24 protein-coding genes are annotated in these 23229 nt (G+C 71.3%); 12 read left to right on the top strand and 12 right to left on the bottom strand.

The window, feature by feature from the left end; translation table 11 throughout:
• The first annotated feature begins 120 nt into the window (after positions 1-120).
• The gene (locus tag ACFY0P_RS04070; protein WP_388907053.1) at positions 121-495 is read left to right on the top strand and encodes a hypothetical protein; all 375 of its coding nucleotides are present in this window, start codon (positions 121-123) and stop codon (positions 493-495) included.
• A 52-nt stretch (positions 496-547) separates the two neighbouring features.
• Here the strand turns inward: ACFY0P_RS04070 and ACFY0P_RS04075 are convergent, their stop codons facing one another.
• The 3 genes from ACFY0P_RS04075 to ACFY0P_RS04085 are packed head-to-tail and all read right to left on the bottom strand — an operon-like array spanning position 548 to position 3624.
• Positions 548-1681 (bottom strand): Mrp/NBP35 family ATP-binding protein, encoded by a 1134-nt coding sequence (locus tag ACFY0P_RS04075; protein WP_388907056.1) that lies wholly within the window; start codon positions 1679-1681, stop codon positions 548-550.
• A 43-nt stretch (positions 1682-1724) separates the two neighbouring features.
• Positions 1725-2321, bottom strand: coding sequence for a DUF1003 domain-containing protein (locus ACFY0P_RS04080; RefSeq protein WP_388907058.1), 597 nt, complete (start codon positions 2319-2321; stop codon positions 1725-1727).
• Positions 2311-3624, bottom strand: a complete 1314-nt coding sequence (locus ACFY0P_RS04085; RefSeq protein WP_388907061.1) for a magnesium transporter MgtE N-terminal domain-containing protein — start codon at positions 3622-3624, stop codon at positions 2311-2313. Before ACFY0P_RS04085 ends, ACFY0P_RS04080 begins: the two co-directional genes overlap by 11 nt.
• A gap of 199 nt (positions 3625-3823) precedes the next feature.
• On the opposite strand from ACFY0P_RS04085, the gene ACFY0P_RS04090 reads away from it, so the two are divergent.
• Positions 3824-4549, top strand: coding sequence for a hypothetical protein (locus ACFY0P_RS04090; RefSeq protein ID WP_388907063.1), 726 nt, complete (start codon positions 3824-3826; stop codon positions 4547-4549).
• 30 nt (positions 4550-4579) lie between these two features.
• Here ACFY0P_RS04090 and ACFY0P_RS04095 read toward each other — a convergent pair whose 3' ends face one another.
• Together ACFY0P_RS04095 and ACFY0P_RS04100 are read right to left on the bottom strand one after the other, a co-directional pair.
• Positions 4580-5092, bottom strand: coding sequence for a hypothetical protein (locus ACFY0P_RS04095; protein WP_388907066.1), 513 nt, complete (start codon positions 5090-5092; stop codon positions 4580-4582).
• Positions 5093-5102: 10 nt separating this feature from the next.
• The gene (locus ACFY0P_RS04100; protein ID WP_388907068.1) at positions 5103-6233 is read right to left on the bottom strand and encodes a magnesium and cobalt transport protein CorA; all 1131 of its coding nucleotides are present in this window, start codon (positions 6231-6233) and stop codon (positions 5103-5105) included.
• A 484-nt stretch (positions 6234-6717) separates the two neighbouring features.
• Between ACFY0P_RS04100 and ACFY0P_RS04105 the strand changes: the two genes are divergently transcribed.
• The 4 genes from ACFY0P_RS04105 (at position 6718) to ACFY0P_RS04120 (ending at position 9898) form a co-directional block, all read left to right on the top strand.
• Positions 6718-7314: a suppressor of fused domain protein gene (locus ACFY0P_RS04105; protein WP_388907070.1), complete on the top strand. Its 597-nt coding sequence runs from the start codon at positions 6718-6720 to the stop codon at positions 7312-7314.
• A gap of 174 nt (positions 7315-7488) precedes the next feature.
• The gene (locus ACFY0P_RS04110) at positions 7489-8130 is read left to right on the top strand and encodes a DUF6758 family protein (protein WP_388907073.1); all 642 of its coding nucleotides are present in this window, start codon (positions 7489-7491) and stop codon (positions 8128-8130) included.
• A 250-nt stretch (positions 8131-8380) separates the two neighbouring features.
• Positions 8381-9238: a PHP domain-containing protein gene (locus ACFY0P_RS04115; protein ID WP_388907075.1), complete on the top strand. Its 858-nt coding sequence runs from the start codon at positions 8381-8383 to the stop codon at positions 9236-9238.
• 54 nt (positions 9239-9292) lie between these two features.
• Complete coding sequence (locus tag ACFY0P_RS04120) at positions 9293-9898, top strand: MarC family protein (RefSeq protein WP_388907077.1); 606 nt, start codon at positions 9293-9295, stop codon at positions 9896-9898.
• Positions 9899-10039: 141 nt separating this feature from the next.
• Here the strand turns inward: ACFY0P_RS04120 and ACFY0P_RS04125 are convergent, their stop codons facing one another.
• Positions 10040-10192: a hypothetical protein gene (locus ACFY0P_RS04125; protein WP_362595618.1), complete on the bottom strand. Its 153-nt coding sequence runs from the start codon at positions 10190-10192 to the stop codon at positions 10040-10042.
• Positions 10193-10362: 170 nt separating this feature from the next.
• Here ACFY0P_RS04125 and ACFY0P_RS04130 point away from each other — a divergent pair, with 170 nt between their 5' ends.
• Positions 10363-11253, top strand: a complete 891-nt coding sequence (locus ACFY0P_RS04130; protein WP_388907079.1) for an NYN domain-containing protein — start codon at positions 10363-10365, stop codon at positions 11251-11253.
• Here the strand turns inward: ACFY0P_RS04130 and ACFY0P_RS04135 are convergent.
• Positions 11250-12143, bottom strand: coding sequence for an alpha/beta fold hydrolase (locus tag ACFY0P_RS04135; protein WP_388907081.1), 894 nt, complete (start codon positions 12141-12143; stop codon positions 11250-11252). The genes ACFY0P_RS04130 and ACFY0P_RS04135 overlap by 4 nt on opposite strands.
• Positions 12144-12331: 188 nt before the next feature.
• Positions 12332-14995, bottom strand: a complete 2664-nt coding sequence (locus ACFY0P_RS04140; RefSeq protein WP_388907083.1) for a DEAD/DEAH box helicase — start codon at positions 14993-14995, stop codon at positions 12332-12334.
• A 563-nt stretch (positions 14996-15558) separates the two neighbouring features.
• On the opposite strand from ACFY0P_RS04140, the gene ACFY0P_RS04145 reads away from it, so the two are divergent.
• Positions 15559-16305, top strand: coding sequence for a ferritin-like fold-containing protein (locus ACFY0P_RS04145; protein ID WP_388907085.1), 747 nt, complete (start codon positions 15559-15561; stop codon positions 16303-16305).
• Between the two features lie 152 nt (positions 16306-16457).
• On the opposite strand, the gene ACFY0P_RS04150 is transcribed toward ACFY0P_RS04145, so the two are convergent.
• The 4 genes from ACFY0P_RS04150 to ACFY0P_RS04165 form a co-directional block, all read right to left on the bottom strand.
• On the bottom strand, positions 16458-16730 hold the full coding sequence (locus ACFY0P_RS04150) for a hypothetical protein (protein WP_388907315.1): 273 nt from the start codon (positions 16728-16730) through the stop codon (positions 16458-16460).
• Positions 16731-16936: 206 nt separating this feature from the next.
• The gene (locus ACFY0P_RS04155) at positions 16937-17164 is read right to left on the bottom strand and encodes a DUF3107 domain-containing protein (RefSeq protein WP_046730492.1); all 228 of its coding nucleotides are present in this window, start codon (positions 17162-17164) and stop codon (positions 16937-16939) included.
• 166 nt (positions 17165-17330) lie between these two features.
• Positions 17331-17975, bottom strand: a complete 645-nt coding sequence (locus ACFY0P_RS04160) for a TetR/AcrR family transcriptional regulator (RefSeq protein ID WP_294005361.1) — start codon at positions 17973-17975, stop codon at positions 17331-17333.
• Positions 17976-18151: 176 nt separating this feature from the next.
• A complete protein-coding gene (locus ACFY0P_RS04165; protein WP_388907089.1) occupies positions 18152-18376 on the bottom strand; it encodes a hypothetical protein in 225 nt (74 codons plus the stop codon).
• A 235-nt stretch (positions 18377-18611) separates the two neighbouring features.
• Here ACFY0P_RS04165 and ACFY0P_RS04170 point away from each other — a divergent pair, with 235 nt between their 5' ends.
• From ACFY0P_RS04170 to ACFY0P_RS04185, 4 genes are all read left to right on the top strand, one after another.
• Positions 18612-19631: an alpha/beta fold hydrolase gene (locus ACFY0P_RS04170; protein WP_388907092.1), complete on the top strand. Its 1020-nt coding sequence runs from the start codon at positions 18612-18614 to the stop codon at positions 19629-19631.
• Between the two features lie 7 nt (positions 19632-19638).
• Complete coding sequence (locus tag ACFY0P_RS04175) at positions 19639-21195, top strand: DUF3152 domain-containing protein (protein WP_388907095.1); 1557 nt, start codon at positions 19639-19641, stop codon at positions 21193-21195.
• Between the two features lie 56 nt (positions 21196-21251).
• Complete coding sequence (locus ACFY0P_RS04180) at positions 21252-21344, top strand: Ms4533A family Cys-rich leader peptide (protein ID WP_388907097.1); 93 nt, start codon at positions 21252-21254, stop codon at positions 21342-21344.
• Positions 21345-21510: 166 nt separating this feature from the next.
• Positions 21511-23229, top strand: coding sequence for an ABC transporter substrate-binding protein (locus tag ACFY0P_RS04185; RefSeq protein WP_388907100.1), 1719 nt, complete (start codon positions 21511-21513; stop codon positions 23227-23229).

Here is a 23229-nt window from a genome sequence, read left to right on the forward strand (position 1 = left end):
CTCAGGCGCACGGCGCAGCCCCGGCAACCCACTCCTTCGTCCCAGTCTCCCGAATTGCAGGAAAGCAGTCAGTGGCTGATAATGGAATCCGATCACCGTCAGCTATTTGACGGAGGGGTTATGGCCGACATAAACGTTTCCGCGCCGAGAATTTCGCTTCCCGGTTTCGAGGAGGCCGAGGCGCTGGGCCCTCAGGACGCCGAGTTCGTGCGGGATCTGGCGGCGGTACTGGCCAAGCACGGCAATCTGAACCGCTTCGGTCTGTGCCTGCTGCACGATCATTTCCCGATCGCTGCCGACGAGGTGCTGGTGGAGACCAACGATCCCCGTACCCGCACCCTCCACGCCCACGTGGAGAAGGCGGACGGGACCCGGCACACCAAGGCCTCGCAGTGGCGGTTCCTGCCGCATACCGAGGCGGCTGAAGGCGGCCGCTATCAGGTGATCCAGCTGTGCACCCCGCTCGACCTGTGCCCGGGACGGGCGGCGGAGTAGCGCGAAGGGGGCGCCGTCCGTGACGGACGGCGCCCCCTTCGTCGAAGCGGCTCTAGAACTTGTTCTTCGGGGTGATCCCCAGTGAGAGGCCCGACAGGCCCCGCTGGCGGCCCCCCAGCTTTCCCGCGATGCCGCGCAGGGCCGCGCCCGCCGGGCTGTCCGGGTCGGTCAGGACGACCGGCTTGCCCTCGTCGCCGCCCTCGCGCAGGCGGACGTCGATGGGGATGGAGCCGAGGACGGGGACCGTCGCACCCGTCGTACGCGTCAGGCCGTCGGCGACCGTCTGGCCGCCGCCCGTGCCGAAGACGTCGACCATCTCGCCGCAGTGCGGGCAGGGCAGGCCGGACATGTTCTCGACGACGCCGACGATCTTCTGGTGGGTCTGGACCGCGATGGAGCCGGCCCGCTCCGCGACCTCCGCCGCCGCCTGCTGGGGCGTCGTCACGACCAGGATCTCGGCGTTCGGGACCAGCTGGGCGACCGAGATGGCGATGTCGCCGGTGCCGGGCGGGAGGTCGAGGAGGAGGACGTCCAGGTCGCCCCAGTAGACGTCCGCGAGGAACTGCTGGAGGGCGCGGTGCAGCATCGGGCCGCGCCAGACGACCGGGGCGTTGCCCGGGGTGAACATGCCGATGGAGATGACCTTCACGCCGTTCGCCGACGGCGGCATGATCATGTTCTCGACCTGGGTCGGGCGGCCGTCCGCACCGAGCATGCGCGGGACCGAGTGGCCGTAGATGTCCGCGTCGACCACGCCCACCTTGAGCCCGTCGGCGGCCATCGCGGCGGCCAGGTTGACCGTGACCGACGACTTGCCGACGCCGCCCTTGCCGGAGGCGACCGCGTAGACCCGGGTGAGGCTGCCGGGCTTGGCGAAGGGGACCTCGCGCTCGGCCTGGCCGCCGCGCAGGGCGGTGGCCAGCTCCTTGCGCTGCTCGTCGCTCATCACGTCCAGCGTGACGTCGACGCGGGTGACACCCCCGACCCGGGAGACCGCCTCGGTGACGCGCTGGGTGATCGTGTCCCGCATGGGGCAGCCGGAGACCGTCAGGTACACGGTGACCGCGACCGCGCCGTCCTCCCCGATGGCCACCGATTTGACCATCCCCAGTTCGGTGATGGGTCGGTTGATCTCGGGGTCGTTCACCGTCGCCAGTGCCTCGCGCACCGCGTCTTCGCTAGCCATACCCCCGATGGTACGGCGCGGCACAGGGCCCCTATAACGCTCCTCAGCGGTCGTCTACGTCACGCCTGGCCGACCGTTCTGCCGGGAATACGGCATGTTCGTGGTGCCCGTCCCGCCGCTCGTCCATCTCCTTCAGCAGGTCCTGGAGCTCGGAGCGGATCCAGTCCCGGGTCGCCACCTCGCCCAGACCCATGCGCAGGGCGGCGATCTCCCGGGTGAGGTACTCGGTGTCGGCGATGGACCGCTCGTTCTGCTTGCGGTCCTGTTCGAGGTTGACCCGGTCGCGGTCGTCCTGCCTGTTCTGCGCGAGCAGGATCAGCGGGGCCGCGTAGGAGGCCTGCAGGGACAGGGCCAGGGTCAGGAAGATGAACGGGTACTCGTCGAACCGGAGCTCGCCGGGTGCCGAGATGTTCCACAGCACCCAGAGGATGATCACGAACGTCATCCAGACGATGAACCGCCCGGTGCCCAGGAAGCGGGCGATGCGCTCGGACAGCCGCCCGAAGGCCTCCGGGTCCCACTCGGGCAGCAGCCTGCGCCGCGGCGCGCGCGGCTGGTCCAGGCGGTGGCCGCGCGACCGGCCGGCGGCGGTGGCGCCGGACGGCGTCCGCTCCCGGGTGCTCTCACGCTCAGGTGCCATGGATCCCCGCCCCCTTCTCCGCCGTCCGCTCCTTCTGCTCCTCCTCGTCCAGGTGGAACTCGGTCTCCCGCCAGTCCTCCGGCAGCATGTGGTCGAGGACGTCGTCCACGGTCACCACGCCGAGCAGCGACCCCGCCTCGTCCACCACGGGCGCGGCGACCATGTCGTACGTGGCGAAGAACCCGGCGATCACCGGGAGCGTGGCGTCGGGGTCGAGGGGTTGCAGGTCGTCGTCCGTGACCATGGAACTGACCAGGGTGTACGGGGGATCACGCAGCAGCCGCTGGAAGTGCACCGTGCCCAGGTACTTCCCGGTCGGCGTCTCGTCGGGCGGCCGGCAGACGTAGACCTGGGCGGCGAGGGCCGGGGAGAGGTCGGGGTTGCGGACCCGGGCGAGGGCGTCGGCGACGGTCGCGTCGGGCCGCAGGACGATCGGCTCGGTCGTCATCAGACCGCCCGCCGTGTGCTCCTCGTACGACATCAGGCGCCGCATCTCGGCCGCGTCCGCCGGCTGCATCAGGCTCAGCAGCCGTTCCTTGTCCGGTTCGGGGAGTTCGGCGAGCAGGTCGGCCGCGTCGTCCGGGTCCATGGCCTCCAGGACGTCCGCCGCCCGCTCCTCCTTCAGCTTGCCGAGGATCTCGATCTGGTCGTCCTCGGGGAGCTCCTCGAGGACGTCGGCCAGGCGGTCGTCGTCGAGGGCCGCGGCCACCTCGGCACGGCGCTTGGGGGAGAGGTGGTGCAGCACGTTGGCGAGGTCGGCGGGGCGCAGCTGCTCGAAGGTGGCGAGCAGGCTCTCGGCGCCCTGGCCGTGCTCCTCCAGGGAGAACCCGGTGACCTGCGACCACTCGACGGTGAGCGTCTCGCCTCTGGCCCGCCGGAAGGCCCCCTTCTTCCCCTTGCGGACGAAGACCCGGTCGATCTCCCAGTCCCGGCGGGCCGGCAGCTGCTGTACGGCCAGGTCGAGGACGGTGACCTCCTCGCCGGTCTCGACCAGCCGGACGCGGCGGTCGAGGAGCTCGCCGAAGACCAGGCGTTCGGTGGGGCGCTGCTCGAAGCGGCGGACGTTCAGCACGCCGGTGGTGATGACCTGGCCGGACTCGACGCCGGTCACCCGGGTCATGGGCAGGAAGATGCGGCGCCGGGTGGACAGTTCGACGACCAGGCCGAGCAGCCTGGGCGGGCGGCGGCCGACGCGCAGCATGACGACGAGGTCCCGGACCCGGCCCACCTGGTCGCCGGTGGGGTCGAAGGCGGGGACACCGGCGAGGTGCGAGACGAAGATGCGGGGAGCGCCGGCTGCCATGGGGTTGCTTCCTTTACCTACCGAAGTACTGCTTGCGTGGTTTTCGGTCCCTTCTGCCCGCTCGGTGGGCTTCAGGCTAGCCCGTACCGATCGGATACGCCCTGGTGGGCGGTCCGGACGGACCGGCTCCGCCGGGCGGGTGGCGCACCGGTACGCTGCGGTACGCCCTGCCGGACCCCTCAGAAAGGTGGCCCTGTCTGTGATCACGATCGCTCCGGGCCGTACTCGCCACGCCGCACTGGTCACCGCCGTGTGCGCACTGGCCGTCCTCACCGGATGCGGCGGGGACCCGGACGCGGGCACGAACGGGGTCGGCAAGCTGTCGCCGGACGCCATCCAGTCGAAGACGCGGGCGGCGGCCTCGTCGGTGGCGGCGGTGCGGATGGCGGGGACGGTGGTCACGAGCGGGCGCACGTACGAACTGGACATGCGCCTGAACAAGGAGGGCGGGACCGGGTCGGTCACGTCGAAGGGCGCGACGTTCCAGCTCCTCAGGGTCGGCGGCACGCTGTATCTGCAGGCCGACGCGGGGTTCTGGAACCACGCCGACGGCAGCGACACGACCGCCGCGACCAAGCTCGACGGCAAGTACGTCAAGGTGCCGCGGACGGACCCCGCGTACAAGAAGTTCAGCGGCTTCACGGACAAGGACGTCCTCCTCTCGGGCCTCCTGACCCTGCACGGCTCGCTCTCGACGGCCGGTCACCACGAGCAGTCGGGTACCCGCACGATCCGCATCACCGGCGACGGCGGCTCCGGCGGCACCCTCGACGTCTCCCTGGAGGGCAAGCCCTACCCCCTCCGCCTGGAACGCGGCGGCGGCGCCGGCACCCTCACCTTCTCCGACTGGGGTAAGGACTTCAGCGTGGTCGAACCGGAGAAGGGTGAGACGGTCGACTACGGGAAGCAGCTGCCTGCGTCGTAGGGGTGGTGCCGAACTCGGCTCAGGTGACGGCTACTTGGCCTTCCGGCGCCGGGAAAGCAACCGCGGCAGGGCGGCCGGGGCCGGGCGTCGGGTCGTTGCGGGGGAGGAGAGCGGGGGCGCCGCCAAGTTCCCCTCCGGCAGGGGCGATGTCGTCCCCGTCGGCGTCAGGCGCAGCACCCTGCACTCCCTCGCCCAGCGGTCGGTCATCGCCTCGCCGTCGGGGGCGTTGAGGCGCTTGCCCTTCAGCTCCGCCACCGCCGCGTCCCACTCCGGGGTGCCGGCGGGCAGCTCCGTGACCGTCGCCGTCCAGGTGACCAGCCGGCCGCCCTTGTCCTTGCTGCGGACGGTCACCTCCGCCGACCCCCCGTCGGCCAGCTCACCCAGCGGCTGCTCGGCTCCGTCACCGACCAGGCACACGCCCCCGTCGGCCCACGCATGCCACACCGCACGCGCGGCCGCCGCTCCGGCGCCCCGCACCCAGATGAGGCCGGACTTCTTCGTGGCCTCCTCGACGAGGGCCTGGTCGAGCAGCTCGCTTGTCATGGCGCCCAGCCTAGAGCCAGCCGTTGCGCTTCAGCGTGCGGTGGATGCCGAGGCAGATCACCCCGGTGATGGCCATGATCACCGGGTAGCCGTACCGCCAGTGCAGTTCCGGCATGTACTTGAAGTTCATGCCGTACACACCGCACACCATCGTCGGCACGGCGACGATCGCGGCCCAGGACGTGATCTTGCGCATGTCCTCGTTCTGCGCGACGGACGCCTGCGCGAGGTTGGCCTGGAGGATCGAGTTGAGAAGCTCGTCGAAGCCGACGACCTGCTCCTGGACGCGGGCGAGGTGGTCGGCGACGTCCCGGAAGTACTTCTGGATGTCCGGGTCGACCAGCCGCATCGGCCGCTCGCTCAGCAGCTGCATGGGGCGCAGCAGGGGCGAGACCGCGCGCTTGAACTCCAGGACCTCACGCTTGAGTTGGTAGATCCGCGCCGAGTCGACACCGCGGGAGACGCCGCCCTTGCGGCCCGGCGTGAAGACCTCGGTCTCCACCTCGTCGATGTCGTCCTGCACCGCGTCGGCGACGGCGACGTAACCGTCCACGACGTGGTCGGCGATGGCGTGCAGCACGGCCGAGGGGCCCTTGACGAGCAGCTCGGGGTCGTCCTGGAGCCGGTGCCGCAGCGCCCGCAGCGAGCCCTGCCCGCCGTGCCGGACGGTGATGAAGAAGTCCCGGCCGGTGAAGCACATGACCTCGCCGGTCTCCACGACCTCGCTGTTCGCGGTGAGCTGGTCGTGCTCGACGTAGTGGATGGTCTTGAAGACGGTGAAGAGGGAGTCGTCGTACCGCTCCAGCTTGGGGCGCTGGTGGGCCTGCACGGCGTCCTCCACCGCCAGCGGGTGCAGCCCGAACTCGCCGGCGATACCGGCGAATTCGGCCTCGGTCGGCTCGTGCAGGCCGATCCACACGAACCCGCCGTCGCGGCGCACCAGCCGCATCGCCTCGTGCGGGGTCAGCGGCTTGCCGGTCTCGACGCGGGCGCCGTCACGGTAGACGGCACAGTCGACGACGGCCGACGGCGTACCGGGGTCGCGGGTGGTGTCGTACGCGCCGTTGTCCGGCCGCAGGCTCTTGCGCAGCGAGGGGCGGGAAGGGCGGACCACGGCACGGAGGTCGCGGATCATCGACATGGGCAGGCTCCTTCGCGACAGGCAGCGGAAGACCGCCGAGGAACGGGTGGAACTACCCGGAATGAGGACGTCCTGGCTTCGGATGTTTGGCACGTCCACAAAGCGGGGAGCACCGCACCGTTGCGGTGGCGACTTCGCTACTGATTCAGATCAGACGAACGGATCCAGACAGATCCGGAACGGACCGGTCAGAGGGATCAGGCAAGCGAAACGAAGTGCTCTTCCGAACGACAACGCGCACGAGAAGGCGGCAGCCAGCCAGAGAAGAAATCAGAGGCCGGAAGAGCGAGTGGTACTGCACGGGTGACTTCGATCCATGACAGCCCCACCTCCTCCAGCCGGTCCCTCGTAAGGGAGTCCTGTCGGCGTCGGGTCCGGCCGCGACGCGCTGCGTGCTGCCCCGAACCGCCGCGGCCAGAGTAGCAGCAGCCCTCAGTGTCAAGGCGCCGCTTTGCCCGCTGCTGACGAGTTCTATGCTCGCGACATGGCTGAAGTTCTTCCTCTGGTCGAGGCCCGGTTGACCACCGCACTGGGCGAACCGGACGCGCGCGCGGCGGTCACCTTCCTCGGTACGGACCGCATCGAGGTGCTCCGTTTCCACGAGGACCTCCAGGGCGAGAACGTCGTCCGCTACGCCACGCTCGGCATGTCCGCGCACCCCATGACCGACCCCACCGCGATGGTCGCGGACCCCGTCAAGGGACCGCGCGCCGAGCTGGTCCTGTCGGTCCGCGCCGGGCTCGCCGAGACCGACAAGGTGCTCCGCGCGCTCGCCGTACTCGCCGCGTCCCCCCAGGTGGAGGGCCTGGTCGTGACGCCGGGCGCGTCGCTGGACGTCGGCGACCCGCTGTGGCCGGGCGCGCCCTTCACCTCCGTCCTGGTCGGCGAGCCGGGCGGTCTCGTCGAGGATCTGGAGCTGGACGAGCCCCTCGACCCCGTACGGTTCCTGCCGCTGCTGCCGATGACACCGAACGAGGCCGCCTGGAAGCGCGTGCACGGCGCCGGTGCCCTTCAGGAGCGCTGGCTCGCGAACGGGGCGGATCTCCGGGACCCGCACCGGAAATCCGTCCCACTGGACTGACACGGGGGTGAGCAAGCTCACCAAGCGGCATTCACCGTCGGTCAGTTGGCAAGGAGGGTGACGCTGCCGCCGGCGGTGTGCCGCACGGCGGGATCCGTTCGTCCACACGGTCGCGTGCGCTGGACGGGTGATCGTCCTTGACGTGGGGGATCCGGGGTAGGACCGTGGGGCTCTATGAGGGGCGAACCCAGTTGCCCGAAGTGTGGTGGCCGGGTCAGGGCTCCCGGACTCTTCGCCGACACCTGGCAGTGCGATGTCCACGGGACCGTGCATCCGGTACAGCCCGTGATCCCGCCCAGCGTCGAGGCCCTCGGCGTGGTGGTGCACCGCACCCAGGTTCCGGTGTGGATGCCCTGGCCGTTGCCGGTCGGCTGGCTGTTCACGGGTGTGGCGTGTGCCGGTGACGATCGCAGCGGGGGGCGCGCGACCGCCGTCGCCTGCTCCGGACCCGCGCCGCTCGGCGGCATAGGGGAGATGATCCTGGTCTGCGAGGAGCTGGGGGTCGGTCTCGGCGCCCGGTACGCGGGGATCGACGGGCCGGACCCGGGGTCGTACATGAACGTGGAGAAGCCGCCGCAGGCGAAGGTGCTGGCGGCGGGGCGGCCGACGCCGTTGTGGCACGTCTCCGGCGCGCCGGACGACCGGGCCGTCTTCGCGGGCGAGGCCCGGGGGCTGTGGCTGTGGGCCGTGGTGTGGCCCGAGCAGACGGGTCTGCTGATGTACGACGAGCTGGTGCTGACCGATCTGCGGGACGCGGGGGCCGAGGTGGACCTGGTGCCGTGCGGGGCGTTGTCGCCGCGGTTGCTGGAGCCGTAGAGCCGTAGAGCCGTGGAGCCGTGGAGCCGTGGAGCCGGGGTGATCGGTTGTCCCGCAGGCCGGTGGGGGCTGGTCGCGCAGTTCCTCCCGCAGCCTTCGGCCGGGGGTTCCCCCAGCGCCCCTTTGGGGGTGCGCTGTCCTGTGCGTCGGCTGTATGGGGTGCTCCCCCCTTTCGGGTGTGACAGGGCAGCCCCCGAAGGCCGCTATCCTTGACGCGTTCCTTCCGTACCGTCCCGCTGGAGTCTGTGTCGTGCGCATCGATCTGCACTGCCACTCCACCGCCTCCGACGGTACGGACACCCCGGCCGAGCTGGTGCGCAACGCCGCCGCTGCCGGTCTTGACGTCGTCGCGCTGACCGATCACGACACCACCCGCGGCTACGGCGAGGCCGTCGCCGCGCTGCCCGAGGGGCTCACCCTGGTCACCGGGGCCGAGCTGTCCTGCCGTATCGACGGCGTCTCCATGCACTTGCTGGCCTACCTCTTCGACCCCGAGGAGCCCGCCCTGCTCGCCGAGCGCGAGCTGGTCCGGGACGACCGGGTGCCGCGCGCCCAGGGCATGGTCGCCAAGCTGAACGCGCTGGGCGTCCCGGTCACCTGGGAGCAGGTACGGCGGATCGCCGGGGACGGTTCGGTCGGGCGGCCGCATGTCGCCTCCGCGCTCGTCGAACTCGGTGTCGTACCGACCGTGAGCGACGCCTTCACGCAGGAGTGGCTGGCCGACGGCGGCCGGGCCTTCGTGGAGAAGCACGAGACCGACCCCTTCGAGGCGATCCGGCTGGTCAAGGGCGCCGGGGGAGTATGCGTGTTCGCGCACCCCGCCGCCGCCAAGCGCGGACGTACGGTCCCCGAGTCGGCGATCGCGGAGATGGCCGCGGCCGGTCTCGACGGCATCGAGGTCGACCACATGGACCACGACGAGGACACCCGCGCACGGCTGCGGGGGCTCGCCGAGGAGCTGGGGCTGCTGGTCACGGGCTCGTCCGACTACCACGGCAGCCGCAAGACGGTGACGCTGGGCGAGTACACCACCGACCCCGAGGTCTACGGCGAGATCACGCGCCGGGCGACCGGTGCGTTTCCGGTGCCGGGGACCGGCGGAGCCTGAGGCACAGCCCTCGCCCGCCCAAGACCCTCCTCCCGCAAGGCCTGTAACACCCCCATGTTCGATCTCGCCGTCTTCGGTTCCCTCTTCCTGACCCTCTTCGTCATCATGGATCCCCCCGGGATCACCCCGATCTTCCTCGCCCTCACCGCCGGCCGGCCCGGCAAGGTGCAGAAGCGGATGGCCTTCCAGGCCGTGTGCGTGGCGGGCGGTGTGATCACGGTCTTCGGGCTGCTGGGGCACCAGATCCTGGACTACCTGCACGTCTCCGTGCCCGCGCTGATGATCGCGGGCGGACTGCTGCTCCTGCTCATCGCCCTGGACCTGCTCACCGGCAAGAACGACGAGCCGAAGCAGACCAAGGACGTCAACGTGGCGCTGGTGCCGCTGGGCATGCCGCTGCTGGCAGGACCCGGTGCGATCGTGTCGGTCATCCTCGCCGTGCAGAAGGCCGACAGCGTGGCCATGCAGGTGTCCGTGTGGGCCGCGATCCTCGCCATCCACGTCGTGCTGTGGCTGGTGATGCGCTACTCGCTGCTGATCATCCGGGTCATCAAGGACGGCGGTGTGGTCCTGGTGACGCGGCTCGCGGGCATGATGCTCTCCGCGATCGCCGTCCAGCAGATCATCAACGGCGTCACCCAGGTGATCAAGGGCGTGTAGCGCGGCGCAGGGGGCCTGCGAACGCAGAGCCCCCGCACGGCGTCGGTGCCGTACGGGGGCTCTGAAGACTGTGCGGTGTTCCGCGCGTCGTCGGTGTCGCTGCTCTCGTCTGTCGTTGTCGCGTCGTCTTGCGTCGTCTTGTTACGAAACCTGGGTCTCGGCCGGTCGGATCCACAGGCGCTGCCCCACGGCGGCGGCCTGCTGCACGATCCTGCTGACGGAGGCGGCGTCCACGACAGTGCTGTCCACGGTGGTGCCGTCGACCTCGTCGAGTCGCATGATTTCGAAGCGCATGGCCTCTCCCTTCGTCGTCCTGTTCAGTAGGAGTCAACGGCTTGCGTGTTACAAACATTCCCTACGCTAAAGAAATTTTTCGAACGTCTAATTACTGACCGGTAAGAGTGTGCGGGAGACTGACCGGGACCGGTTGTGTTCGCAGCGTGACCGCCGGGACAATGGAGGCGATGAACGACGACCTCGCCGCCCTCCAGGCCCGTATCGACCGCACGAACGAGCTGCTCACCCGCATGCTCGCCGAAGTGGCCAAGACGCCCTCGACGCACGCCATCTTCGTGGACGCGGGCTACCTCTACGCGGCCACGGGCAGGCTCGTCGCCGGGACGGAGGACCGCCGCGCCTTCGACCTCGACGCCGAAGGGCTGATCGAAGCGCTCATCGACAAGGCGCGCCAGATCTTCGCCGACAGCCGGCTGCTGCGCGTCTACTGGTACGACGGCGCCCGCCGCCGCATCCACACCGCCGAACAGCAGGCCATCGCCGAACTCCCCGACGTCAAGGTCCGCCTCGGCAACCTCAACGCCAACAACCAGCAGAAGGGCGTCGACTCCCTGATCCGCACGGACCTGGAATCACTCGCCCGGCACCGCGCCATCAGCGACGCGGCCCTGCTCGGCGGCGACGAGGACCTGGTCTCCGCGGTCGAGGCCGCCCAGGGCTACGGCGCCCGCGTCCACCTGTGGGGCATCGAGGCCCCCGAGGGCCGCAACCAGGCCGAGCCGCTGCTCTGGGAGGTCGACAGCCAGCGCACCCTCGACCTGGAGTTCTTCAAGCCGTACGTCTCCAGACGTACCGCCTCCTACGAGGCCGGCGCCACCAGACCCACCCGCGAGGACGTCCGTTTCATCGGCGCGCAGATCGCCGCGAAGTGGCTGTCCTCACGGGGCCGCGACGCACTCGTCGAACTGCTGCCGGGCCACCCCTACCTGCCGGGCCCCGTCGACCAGGACCTCCTCGTCGAGGCCGAGGGGATGCTCCAGTACTCCCTGCGCGGCCAGGCCGACCTGCGCCGCGCTCTGCGGGACGGATTCTGGGAGCACCTCCGGACGCAGTACTAGCCCCGGTCCCGGCCCGCAGGGCCGGTGCTGTCCCAGAAGTCCGCGATCGCCTCGGCGGTGGCGGTGGGCCGGTCGGTGTTGGGCGAGTGCTCCGCCCCCTCGATGACCGTCCGGCGCGCCCGCAGCCGCAGCGCCATGTCGTCCAGCAGCGGCACCGGCCAGGTGTCGTCCCGCGCGCCCGACAGGACGTGGAACGGCAGCGGTACGGCGGCGAGCTCCGCGACGCGGTCCGGCTCGATGCACAACTGGCGCCCGGTGGCGAGGAGTTGGGCCGGTTTGTTGCCCAGCCAGCGGCGCCGCAGATCCTCGCCGTCCTCCAGGCCCTCCGCAGGCGCGTCCGGTTCCTCCAGCTCCTCCGGCGCCTCCATGGCATCCCACACCTCGCCCATCGACATCACGGCGAGCGCGTCCCGCAGCAGCTTCACGCGCTGCTGCTGGGAGCTGGAGATCTGCGCCGGGCCCGAGGCCATCAGGGTCAGTGAGCGGAACGGCGTGCGGTCGAGGAGCACGGCCGCGCGGGCGATCTGACCGCCGAGGGAGTGTCCCAGCAGATGCACCGGCCGGCCCGCGCCGACCGCGGCCGCCTGCGCGAGCACGTCCCGCGCCAGCTCCTCCTGGGCATACGCCGATTCGTCGTGCTCCGGCCCGTCCGACTCGAACTGCCCGCGCCCGTCCACGGCGACCGTCCGGTACCCGCGCCGGCCCAGTGCCTCGTGCAGCCGGTTGAAGTCCTCCTTGCTCCCGGTGAACCCGGGAAGCAACACCGCGACCCCCCTGGGCTCGACCCCGGCGGCCACGGGCGCGTCGACGACGGCGAACTCCCCCCGGTCGGTGCCGAGCGCGTACGCACGGGCACCTGCGGGCGGGACGAAGGTACGAGGCCTGCTCATGGGGGAGAGGGTATCCGGAGCGGGGTGACCGTCCGGGAGCCGGTGGGTGAATCCCGGCACCGGGGGACCGCCGAGCGCCGCGGGGGTGGTGCCCCGGCGGCCGGGACGGGGGGCGGTGGGGCGAGCGTTGCGGAGACGCCGACGGCCCGGACCACACGGGGTGGTCCGGGCCGTCGGCACGTGCGTGCTCAGGCCTCCGGGGCCGCGGCGGTCGCCTTCCGGGTCCGGCGGGCCTTCGGCTTCGCCTCCGCGTCGGCCGCCTCGACGGATCCGGTGGACTCGGCGGACCCGACGGTCTCGGCCGCCTTGCGGGTGGTGCGTCGCCTCGGCTTCGCCTCCGGCTCCTCGGTGGCCTGCGCCGGGATCTCCGCGGTGGCGGCGGGTGCCGTCGCCTTGCGGGTGCGGCGGGGCTTGGCCTCGGTGCCTTCGGCGGTGTCGACGGCGGCCTCGGCCGCCTTCCGGGTCCGGCGCGGCTTGGCCGCGACCTCGGCCTCGGCGGTCTCCGGAGCGGCGGCCGCCGTCTTCCGGGTGCGACGGGGCTTGGTCTCCTCGACGGCCTCGGTCGCCTCCGCCTCGGCTGCCGGTGCCGTCGCCTTGCGGGTGCGGCGGGGCTTGGCTTCCGTGCCCTCGGCGGTGTCCACCGCGGCTTCGGCGGCGGCCGCCGTCTTCCGGGTGCGGCGCGGCTTGGTCTCCGCGACCGCCTCGATCGCCTCCGCCTCGGCTGCCGGTGCCGTCGCCTTGCGGGTGCGGCGGGGCTTGGCCTCGGTGCCTTCAGCGGTGTCGACGGCGGCCTCGGCCGCCTTCCGGGTCCGGCGCGGCTTGGCCGCGACCTCGGCCTCGGCAGCCGTCGGCTGCGGCGCGGTCGCCGCGGGCTCGACCGGCTCCACGGCCTTGCGGGTGCGGCGACGGGCCGGGGCCACCGGGGCCTCGACGACCTCCGCCGGAACCTCCACGACCTCCGTCACGGGCTCGGCGGCCTTACGGACACGGCGGCGCGGCTTGGCCTCGACGGCCTCGGCGGTGTCCACCGCGGCCTCGGCGGCGGCGGCCGCGGTCTTCCGCGTGCGGCGCGGCTTCGGCTCCGTCACGGCCTCGACCGCCTCGACGGCTGCCGCGGGGGCGGCCGTCTCGGGAGCCTCGGCGGCCTTGCGGGTACGGCGGCGTGCGGGGGCCGCCGGTGCCTCTTCGGCCTCCGGAGCCTCGGTCGCCACCGGCGTCGCCGCCTCCGCCACCGGCGTGGCCTCCACGGACCTGCGGGTGCGACGGCGGCGCGGCTTCTCCGCGGCGTCCGGTTCCACGACGGCCTCGACCGTCTCGATGACGGCCTCCGGCGTCACGGCCTCCGCTGTCACGGTCACCGGGGCGGCGGCCGCGACCTGCTCCTGCGAAGCCCCGTTGCGCGTACGGCGACGGCGGCGCGGGGTCCGCGTGGCCGTCGGCTCCGACGCCGCGACGGCGTCGTCGGCGGAGACGGGCGCCGCGGACTCGGCGGCAGGCGCCGTGGACGTCGTACCGGACGTCTGGTCCAGGGCCGTACCGTTGCGCGTGCGACGGCGGCGGCGCGGGGTGCGGGCCGGGCGCTCGCGCTCCTCGGTACGAGCCTCGCTGCGCGCCTCGCCCCGACCGCCCCGGCCACCGCGACCGCGGCCACCGCGACCGCCGGTCTCGCCCAGGTCCTCCAGCTCCTCCGCGTCGAGCCCGGCGCGGGTGCGCTCCGAGCGCGGCAGGACACCCTTGGTGCCCGCGGGGATCTTCAGTTCCTCGAAGAAGTGCGGGGAGGTGGAGTACGTCTCCACCGGGTCGTTGAAGCCCAGCTCCAGCGCCTTGTTGATGAGCTGCCAGCGCGGGATGTCGTCCCAGTCGACGAACGTGATCGCCGTACCCGACGCGCCCGCGCGGCCGGTGCGGCCCACACGGTGCAGGTACGTCTTCTCGTCCTCGGGGGACTGGTAGTTGATGACGTGGGTGACGCCCTCGACGTCGATGCCGCGGGCGGCGACGTCGGTGCAGACGAGGACGTCCACCTTGCCGTTGCGGAACGCGCGCAGCGCCTGCTCGCGGGCGCCCTGGCCGAGGTCGCCGTGGACGGCGCCGGAGGCGAAGCCGCGGCGCTGGAGCTGCTCGGCGATGTCCGCGGCGGTGCGCTTGGTGCGGCAGAAGATCATCGCGAGCCCGCGGCCCTCGGCCTGCAGTATGCGCGCGATCATCTCCGGCTTGTCCATGGAGTGCGCGCGGTAGACGAACTGCGCGATGTTCGCGACGGTCGCGCCCTCGTCGTCCGGCGCGGTGGCGCGGATGTGGGTGGGCTGGCTCATGTACCGGCGCGCGAGGCCGATGACCGCGCCCGGCATGGTGGCCGAGAACAGCATGGTCTGGCGCTTGGCCGGAAGCATGTCGATGATCTTCTCGACGTCGGGCAGGAAGCCCAGGTCGAGCATCTCGTCGGCCTCGTCCAGGACGAGCGACTTGATGTGCTTGAGGTTGAGCTTCTTCTGACCCGCGAGGTCGAGCAGGCGGCCCGGGGTGCCGACGACCACGTCGACGCCCTTCTTCAGGGCCTCGACCTGGGGCTCGTAGGCGCGGCCGCCGTAGATGGCGAGAACGCGTACGTTACGGACCTTGCCGGCCGTCAGCAGGTCGTTGGTGACCTGGGTGCAGAGCTCGCGCGTGGGGACGACGACGAGCGCCTGGGGGGCCTCGGTGAGGGCCTCGGGGGCGGCGCGGCCGGCCTCCACGTCGGCGGGGACGGTGACGCGCTCCAGGAGCGGCAGACCGAAGCCGAGGGTCTTGCCGGTGCCGGTCTTGGCCTGGCCGATGACGTCGGTGCCGGACAGGGCGACCGGGAGTGTCATCTCCTGGATGGGGAAGGGGTTGATGATGCCGACGGCTTCCAGGGCCTCGGCGGTCTCGGGAAGGATTCCGAGTTCACGAAACGTCGTAGTCAGGGTGCTGCCTCTTCTGTGTGGCGCGGCGCGAGGCGAGCGCGGGGGTCTTTGACGGACCGTGCCGGGGGACGTCGGCTGCCTTACGGGCGGGCCGTGGGGGGCACGCCGTAGTGCACGGGACCTCTGCCGACGCTCTAGCGCTCGTACCGCTGAGGGTGTGTCCCTCCGGTCGTCGTACGCACAGTGCCGTACGAGCCGGGAGGGCTGTCGGGTCGGAGCCGATCGGGCCACCGACCGGGCATCCTCATACGTGCGGCCTGTCGAGGTACGTCGGAATTCGACGGCGTACCAGCAGGCGCATTACCACCATACCCCGGAATCCTGCACATGCGATGGCCGATTTGGTCACGTCGTGGTAGTCACAGTGGTTGACCAGGGGCTTCCCCGGGACTTCTCCGGGGCCTCAGGGGACTTTCCGGGGCCGACCCGGAGCTTCCCCAGGGCTCCCCCGAGGTGGCGGGCGGGCTATTGTGCGCTTCATGACGAGCTCTGACAAGCCTGAGACCGCCTCCGCCGTACCGACCGGTGTCGCCGCCCAGGACTGGGCGCAGGCGGCAGCCGACCCGCACTACCGTGCCGCGGTCGTGGACCTGCTCGGCGCCCTCGCGTACGGCGAGCTCGCGGCGTTCGAGCGGCTCGCCGAGGACGCCAAGCTGGCGCCCTCGCTGGCGGACAAGGCCGAGCTGGCGAAGATGGCGTCGGCCGAGTTCCACCACTTCGAGCGGCTGCGGGACCGGCTGACGGAGATCGGCGAGGACGCCACGCAGGCGATGGAGCCGTTCGTCGCGGCCCTCGACGGCTTCCACCGGCAGACGGCGCCGTCCGACTGGCTGGAGGGCCTGGTCAAGGCGTACGTCGGCGACTCCATCGCCAGTGACTTCTACCGGGAGGTCGCGGCCCGCCTCGACTCCGACACCCGCGAACTGGTGCTGGCCGTCCTGGACGACACCGGGCACGCCGGGTTCGCGGTGGAGAAGGTGCGCGCGGCGATCGACGCCGACCCGCGCGTGGGGGGCCGACTGGCCTTGTGGGCGCGGCGGTTGATGGGAGAGGCGCTCTCGCAGTCCCAGCGGGTGGTCGCCGACCGGGACGCGCTGTCGACCATGCTGGTCGGAGGAGTGGCCGACGGGTTCGATCTCGCCGAGGTGGGGCGGATGTTCTCGCGGATCACCGAGGCGCACACGAAGCGGATGGCTGCGCTGGGGCTGGCGGCGTAGCGCTCTGTGAGGATGGTTCCGGGGGTTGCGCGGCCCGAGGCCCGGTGGGGCTGGTCGCGCAGTTCCTCCCCCAGCCTTCGGCCGGGGGCACCCCCAGCGCCCCTTACGGGGCGCTCCAGCCGGGACGCTGGAAAATCCGACGGAGCCTGAGGCTACGCCGGGATCGATCGTCGGCGCAGGTGGCGGCCCGCCGGGCGGAGCAGCAAGGACAGGGACGCCGCCGAGACGATCGCCGCACCCAGAAGAGTGACCAGGACCGAGCCGGGGCCGAGCGCGCTGTGGGTGACGAAGTCACCGAAGAGGGCTCCCGCGACACCCGTGCAGAACACCAGGGGACGAGCCGGAAGCCGGTGGGACAGGCGGCTGGTCGCGGCCCACGACAGGGCCAGGCCGAGCAGGGCGGATCCAAGGACTTCCAGGAGCATCACGCGGGGTCCCTCCCACGGCCGGCCGGTGCTTGACGGTCGTAGCCCGTCATACCCGTGACCTGCGGAATGCAATCCTCCTCTGTGGGCGACTTGTGGGCCACATGTGGAGGGGCGGCCGGGCGCAGGCCCGACCTGGCGCAGGCCCGACACGACGGAGGGGCCGGGCGGACACACGTCCGCCCGGCCCCTCCGCCCTGCTGCGGTCAGACCGCGCTGAAGCCGACCTTGCGAACCGTCGGCTCGCCGAGCTCGATGTACGCCAGGCGGTCCGTCGGGACCAGGACCTTGCGGCCGCGCTCGTCCTCCAGGGACAGCACCTGCGACTTGCCGGCCAGCGCGTCGGCGACGAGGCGTTCGACCTCCTCGGCGTTCAGACCGCTCTCCAGAACGATCTCGCGGGGCGCGTGCTGCACGCCGATCTTGACCTCCACGGCTATGTCCCTCCGACGGTCAGTGAAGTGCGCGACCTTCCGCGCCGTACGCTGCACACATTAGCCCGGTGAGGGGACGTACAGGCTGCGCACGTGCACGCCAGGAGCGAACAGCGAACGGGAATTCCTTCCGGCGGTGCCGTCGGCAGTGCTGCCGACGGCGGTGTCAGTGGTGCGCGTCGATGCCGTGCAGCGGGAAGCCCGCGATGCCCCGCCAGGCCAGCGAGGTCAGCAGCTGGACCGCCTGGTCGCGCGGGACGGTGCGGTCGCTGTGCAGCCAGGAACGGGCCACCACCTGGGCGAGACCGCCGAGGCCGGAGGCCAGCAGCATCGACTCGGCACGCGGCAGGCCGGTGTCCTCGGCGATGACCTCGCAGATCGCCTCGGCGCACTCGGTGGTGACCTTGTCGACGCGCTCGCGCACCGCGGGCTCGTTCGTCAGGTCGGACTCGAAGACCAGGCGGAAGGCGCCGCCGTCGTCCTCGACGTACGCGAAGTACGCGTCCATGGTCGCCCGGACCCGCTGCTTGTTGTCGGTCGTCGACGCGAGCGCGCTGCGGACCGCCTGGATCAGGGCCTCGCAGTGCTGGTCCAGCAGGGCCAGGTACAGGTCGAGCTTGCCCGGGAAATGCTGGTAGAGCACCGGCTTGCTGACGCCGGCGCGTTCGGCGATGTCGTCCATCGCGGCCGCGTGGTACCCCTGTGCGACGAACACTTCCTGGGCGGCGCCCAGCAGCTGGTTCCGTCGGGCACGGCGCGGAAGGCGAGTGCCCCGCGGGCGTGCCGCCTCTGTCTGCTCGATGGCTGTCACGCCGCCTCCCAATGTCGTCCACATGCGGATCGCTCCGCGCGGCCATCGTACTTTTCGGTAACCGTGCTGTGCGCGGTGCGAGCGCAGAATTTCACGTACCGGACGACGGCGAAAGCCGCACCGGGAAATACCGGGAAATGCGGACACGCCAAATGGCCCGCCGGAGCCGGTCGCGGTCAGCGGTAGTCGTCCTCGTCGAGGGAGACCACCCGCGCCTGTTCGATCAGATCGGCCTCGTTCGCGCGGTCCGCGTCCTCACCGGTGAGCGGGTCGTCGTGGGACGGCGTGACGTCCGTGTGCTGCTCGGCTGCGTCGCCCTCAGGGGCCTCGACATCGATCTCCGGGGCCTCCTCCGCCTCCAGATCGTCGAGTACGTCGGGGTCGGTGGGGTCATGGGCCATGGTGGGCTCCCTTCCTTGGAAGATCCCTGGCGGAAGCAGGGGGCCACAAACGGGTGCCCTGTTTACGAGCGTAGGAGACACCGGATGTGGACGCTATGCCATGCACGGCCGTTCGCTCCGGATGACGGCCGGCCCCTCACCCCGGGTCGTACGCGGCTCCTGGGCGGCTCGCCCCAGGTGGTTCTGTGACGGCGAACACATGAACCACTGTGTGATCGTCTCGTAACATTGGCCCATGTCTTCGACCGAACTGCCCTCCGTGCCGCCCACCAGCGTGCTCCCCGAGGCGGCGGCAGTCAGAGTTGCGGAGGGCGAGCGGCTGCGGTCGGTGGGACTGCCCGGCGTCACCCTCTCGATCCGCTCACGGCCGCCCGCGCGCGAGGGCCTGCCGCCCGCGCTCTACATCCACGGGCTCGGCGGCTCCTCGCAGAACTGGTCGGAGCTGATGGAACAGCTCGAGGGCGTCGTGGACGGCGAGGCGGTCGACCTGCCGGGCTTCGGTGACTCGCCGCCGCCGGACGACGGCAACTACTCCGTCACCGGGCACGCGCGCGCGGTCATCCGCTATCTCGACGCGGTCGGCCGCGGTCCTGTCCATCTCTTCGGCAACTCCCTCGGCGGCGCGGTCGCCACCCGAATCGCCGCCGTCCGCCCGGACCTCGTCCGCACCCTCACGCTCGTCTCGCCGGCCCTGCCCGAGCTGCGCGTGCAGCGCACCGCCATGCCGACGGTCCTGCTCGGCCTTCCCGGCGTCGCCGGGCTCCTCACCCGTACGACCGGCAAGTGGACCGCCGAACAGCGGGTACGGGGTGTGCTCGCCCTCTGCTACGGCGATCCCAGCCAGGTCACGCCCGAGGCGTTCGAGCACGCGGTGGAGGAGCTGGAACGGCGGCTGCGGCTGCCGTACTTCTGGGACGCGATGGCGCGGTCCGCGCGCGGCATCGTCAACGCGTACACGCTGGGCGGCCAGCACGGGCTCTGGCGCCAGGCCGAGCGCGTCCTCGCCCCGACCCTGCTGATCTACGGTGGCCGCGACCAGCTCGTCGGCTACCGCATGGCGCAGAAGGCCGCGCGCAGCTTCCGCTACTCCCGGCTGCTCTCCATGCCGGACGCCGGGCACGTGGCGATGATGGAGTACCCGGCGGTGGTGGCCGGGGCGTTCCGTGAACTCCTCGCTTCCGCCGACAGGTTGGGGGACGCGTCGGCTGCCGGGAACCTCGGCGGCGGTCCGGTCGCGCCGGGCGCGGGGAGCTGAGGGGCGGGTGGGACGCCACAGCCGCCGCGGGCCGGTACCCAAGGGCGACGCGGCGGACATAGGGAACGTGCGAGCGGCCCGGAAGCAGGGCCCCGGGGACGGCGGGCGCGGCCCTGCGGGGGCTACGGTGCCGCGTCCGGCCGACGGGACACCCGCGCCGCGTCCGGCCGGCGGAACACCCGCGGGCGGTGCGCCGCGGTTCGCGGCCGGAACGCCCGCCCAGGGCGTCCCGCGGTCGGCCGACGGCACGCCTGCCCGGGGGGTGCCGCGGTTCGCCGACGGTACGCCGGCCGGCGGTGTGCCTCGCTTTGCCGACGGGGCCCCGGCTCACGGCGTCCCGCGTTTCCCGGACGGAACTCCCGCGCGCGGCGTCCCGCGAGTCCGTGGCGGTCACCCGCAGCAGCGTGAAGCGGGCGGTGGCTGGGGCGAGTTGGGCGGGGCGGCCGGTGCTTCCGGCAGGCCCGCCGGTACCGCTTCCGGGCCCGCCGGTGCTGCCTTCGGGGCGACCGGTGTGTCGATACCGCGGCAGCGGCAGAGCGGACCCGGTGGTCCGCGGCAGGACTACGTCGACGCCTTCGGTGAGGACGACGACGTCTTCGCGCCCCGCCCCGGCATCGGCGCCCAGCGCGCGGAAACGTATCCGCCCGGTTCCGGTCCGCACACGTCCGCGCTCCCGTCCGGCATCGACGGCGGTGCGGGCGATGCCGACGACGCGCCGCCCACCGGCGAGCCCGCGCGGCCCAAGGGCGGCAAGGGCCGGGCCTTCGCGGGCGTCGCGGCCGCCGCCGTCACCACCGTGCTCGCGGTGATCGTCGCCGGGCAGGTGATCGACGGCCGGGACGGCGACGCCGCACGGTCGCAGTCGGCCGCGGGCGGGACGCGGGCCACCGACGGCGCCGCCTCGCGCGGGGACAGCCGTACGACTCCCTCCGCGTCGGCCTCCGCCTCGGCGGGCGTGGTGACGCTGTCGTACGCGCAGGCGATGGGCGAGAAGTACCCGCTCAGCGCCAAGCTGACCGGGTCCGGGAAGTTCAGCACCGTGCCCGGGAGCGCGAAGGCGCCGGGCAAGGGGCGGAAGTACACCTACCGCGTCGACGTGGAGCAGGGCCTGGGCCTGGACGGGAAGCTGTTCGCCGAGGCCGTGCAGAAGACGCTCAACGACGACCGGAGCTGGGCCCACGACGGCGCCCGTACCTTCGCGCGCGTGTCCACCGGCAAGCCCGACTTCGTGATCACGCTCGCCAGCCCCGGCACCACCGCCAAGTGGTGCGCCAAGTCCGGCCTCGACACGACCGAGGACAACGTGTCCTGCGACTCGGCGTCCACCGAACGCGTCATGATCAACGCGTACAGGTGGGCCCAGGGCAGCAAGACGTACGGCGACAAGATCCACGCCTACCGGCAGATGCTGATCAACCACGAGGTCGGCCACCGGCTCGGCTACGGCCATGTGACCTGCGACAAGGACGGCGAGCTGGCGCCGGTCATGCAGCAGCAGACGAAGTTCCTCGACCACGACGGAATCCACTGCCTGCCCAACCCCTGGCCCTACCCCAAGAGTTGACAGGTGGCTCATACATCACATTGACATGCGCAGAAAGTTCGTACATATTTCTGGGCATGTCGACCCCCCACGCCCCCACGCGCGCCGCCATCGAGCTGGCGCTCATCGGCGTGACCGCGCTCTGCGTGGCCGACATCGACTGTCGCTGACGCCCGCCTTCAGGCGTTCGCGTCGCGACTTTGCTCTGATGCCGTGACCTGGGTCACGGCTCTTTCGACGACCTGGCGCCCGGGCAGACGTCTGTTCACTTTCGTCTCACTCCTCGTCAATCTGTCTCGTCCATCGAGACACGCCTTCCGAGAGGTCGTCATTCCGATGCGTCATCCGTCCCAAACCAGCGCCCGCGCGGCGTACGTGTCGCTTGCCCTGGTCGTGGCAGCGGGCGCCGCCGCCTGCGGGCCTAAGGACAACGATGCCAACGGCTCCGGTGGCGACTCCACGCCGCACAAGGGCGGCACGCTCACCGTCCTGAACTCCGACCCGCAGTCGGACTTCGACCCGGCCCGCCTCTACACCTCCGGCGGCGGCAACGTGCCCTCCCTGGTCTTCCGCACGCTCACCACCCGCAACCGCGCGAGCGGCGCGGCCGGCACCAAGGTCGTCCCCGACCTGGCCACCGACACCGGGCGCCCCAGCAAGAACGCGACCGTGTGGACGTACACGCTGAAGAAGGGCCTCAAGTACGAGGACGGCACCGCGATCACGTCCGCCGACATCAAGTACGGCATCGAGCGCTCCTTTGCGCCCGAGCTCTCCGGCGGCGCGCCCTACCTGCGGGACTGGCTGGTCGGCGCGGCCGACTACCAGGGGCCGTACAAGGACAAGAAGGGGCTCTCGGCGATCGAGACGCCGGACAGCCGGACGATCGTCTTCCATCTGAACAAGCCCGAGGGCGAGTTCCCGTTCCTGGCCACGCAGACGCAGTTCACGCCGGTCCCGCAGGCCAAGGACACGGGCACCAAGTACGAGGAGCACCCGATCTCGTCCGGCCCCTACCAGGTCGTGAAGAACGAGAACGACGGCGAGCACCTGGTGCTCGAGCGGAACAAATACTGGTCCGCGGCCGTCGACGACCAGCGCAAGGCCTACCCGGACAAGATCGACGTGCAGTCCGGGCTCGACTCGTCCGTGATCAACCAGCGGCTGTCGGCGTCCCAGGGGGCGGACGCGGCCGCGGTCACCACGGACACCAACCTCGGCCCGGCCGAGCTCGCCAAGGTGACCGGTGACAAGGAACTCGCCGCGCGCGTCGGCACCGGGCACTTCGGCTACACGAACTACATAGCGTTCAACCCGAAGGTCAAGCCGTTCGACAACCCCAAGGTGCGGCAGGCGATCTCGTACGCCGTCGACCGGTCGTCCGTGATCAACGCGGCCGGCGGCAGCGCCCTCGCCGAGCCCGCGACCACCTTCCTGCCCAACCAGAAGTCCTTCGGCTACACGCCGTACGACCTCTTCCCGGCGGGCGACACCGGCAACGCGGCCAAGGCGAAGGAGCTGCTGAAGGAAGCCGGTTACCCGAACGGGCTCACCGTCACGCTGACCCACGACAACGCCGACAACTTCAAGACGAGCCCCGAGATCGCGACCGCGATCCAGGACGCCCTCAAGAAGGCCGGCATCACGGTCAAGCTCCAGGGCCTGGAGGACAACAACTACTCCGACACGGTCCACAGTGTGAAGACCGAGCCGGGCTTCTTCCTCGCCGCGTGGGGTGCCGACTGGCCCTCCGGCGGTCCCTTCCTCGCCCCGATCTTCGACGGCCGGCAGATCGTCAAGGACGGCGCGAACTTCAACGCTTCCCAGCTCAACGATGCTTCGGTCAACGCCGAGATTGACGCGATCAACAAGTTGACCGATCTTGACGCGGCCGCGAAGCGGTGGGGTGCACTGGACAAGAAGATCGGCGCGCAGGCGGTGACCGTTCCGCTGTTCCACCCCGTCTACAAGCGGCTGGTCGGCAAGGACATCAAGAACGTCGTGATCAGCGACTGGACCGGTGTCCTGGACATCTCCCAGGTCGCGGTGAAGTAG

It is taken from the genome of Streptomyces sp. NPDC001714, assembly GCF_042892755.1.
In the GTDB taxonomy this organism is placed as follows: domain Bacteria; phylum Actinomycetota; class Actinomycetes; order Streptomycetales; family Streptomycetaceae; genus Streptomyces.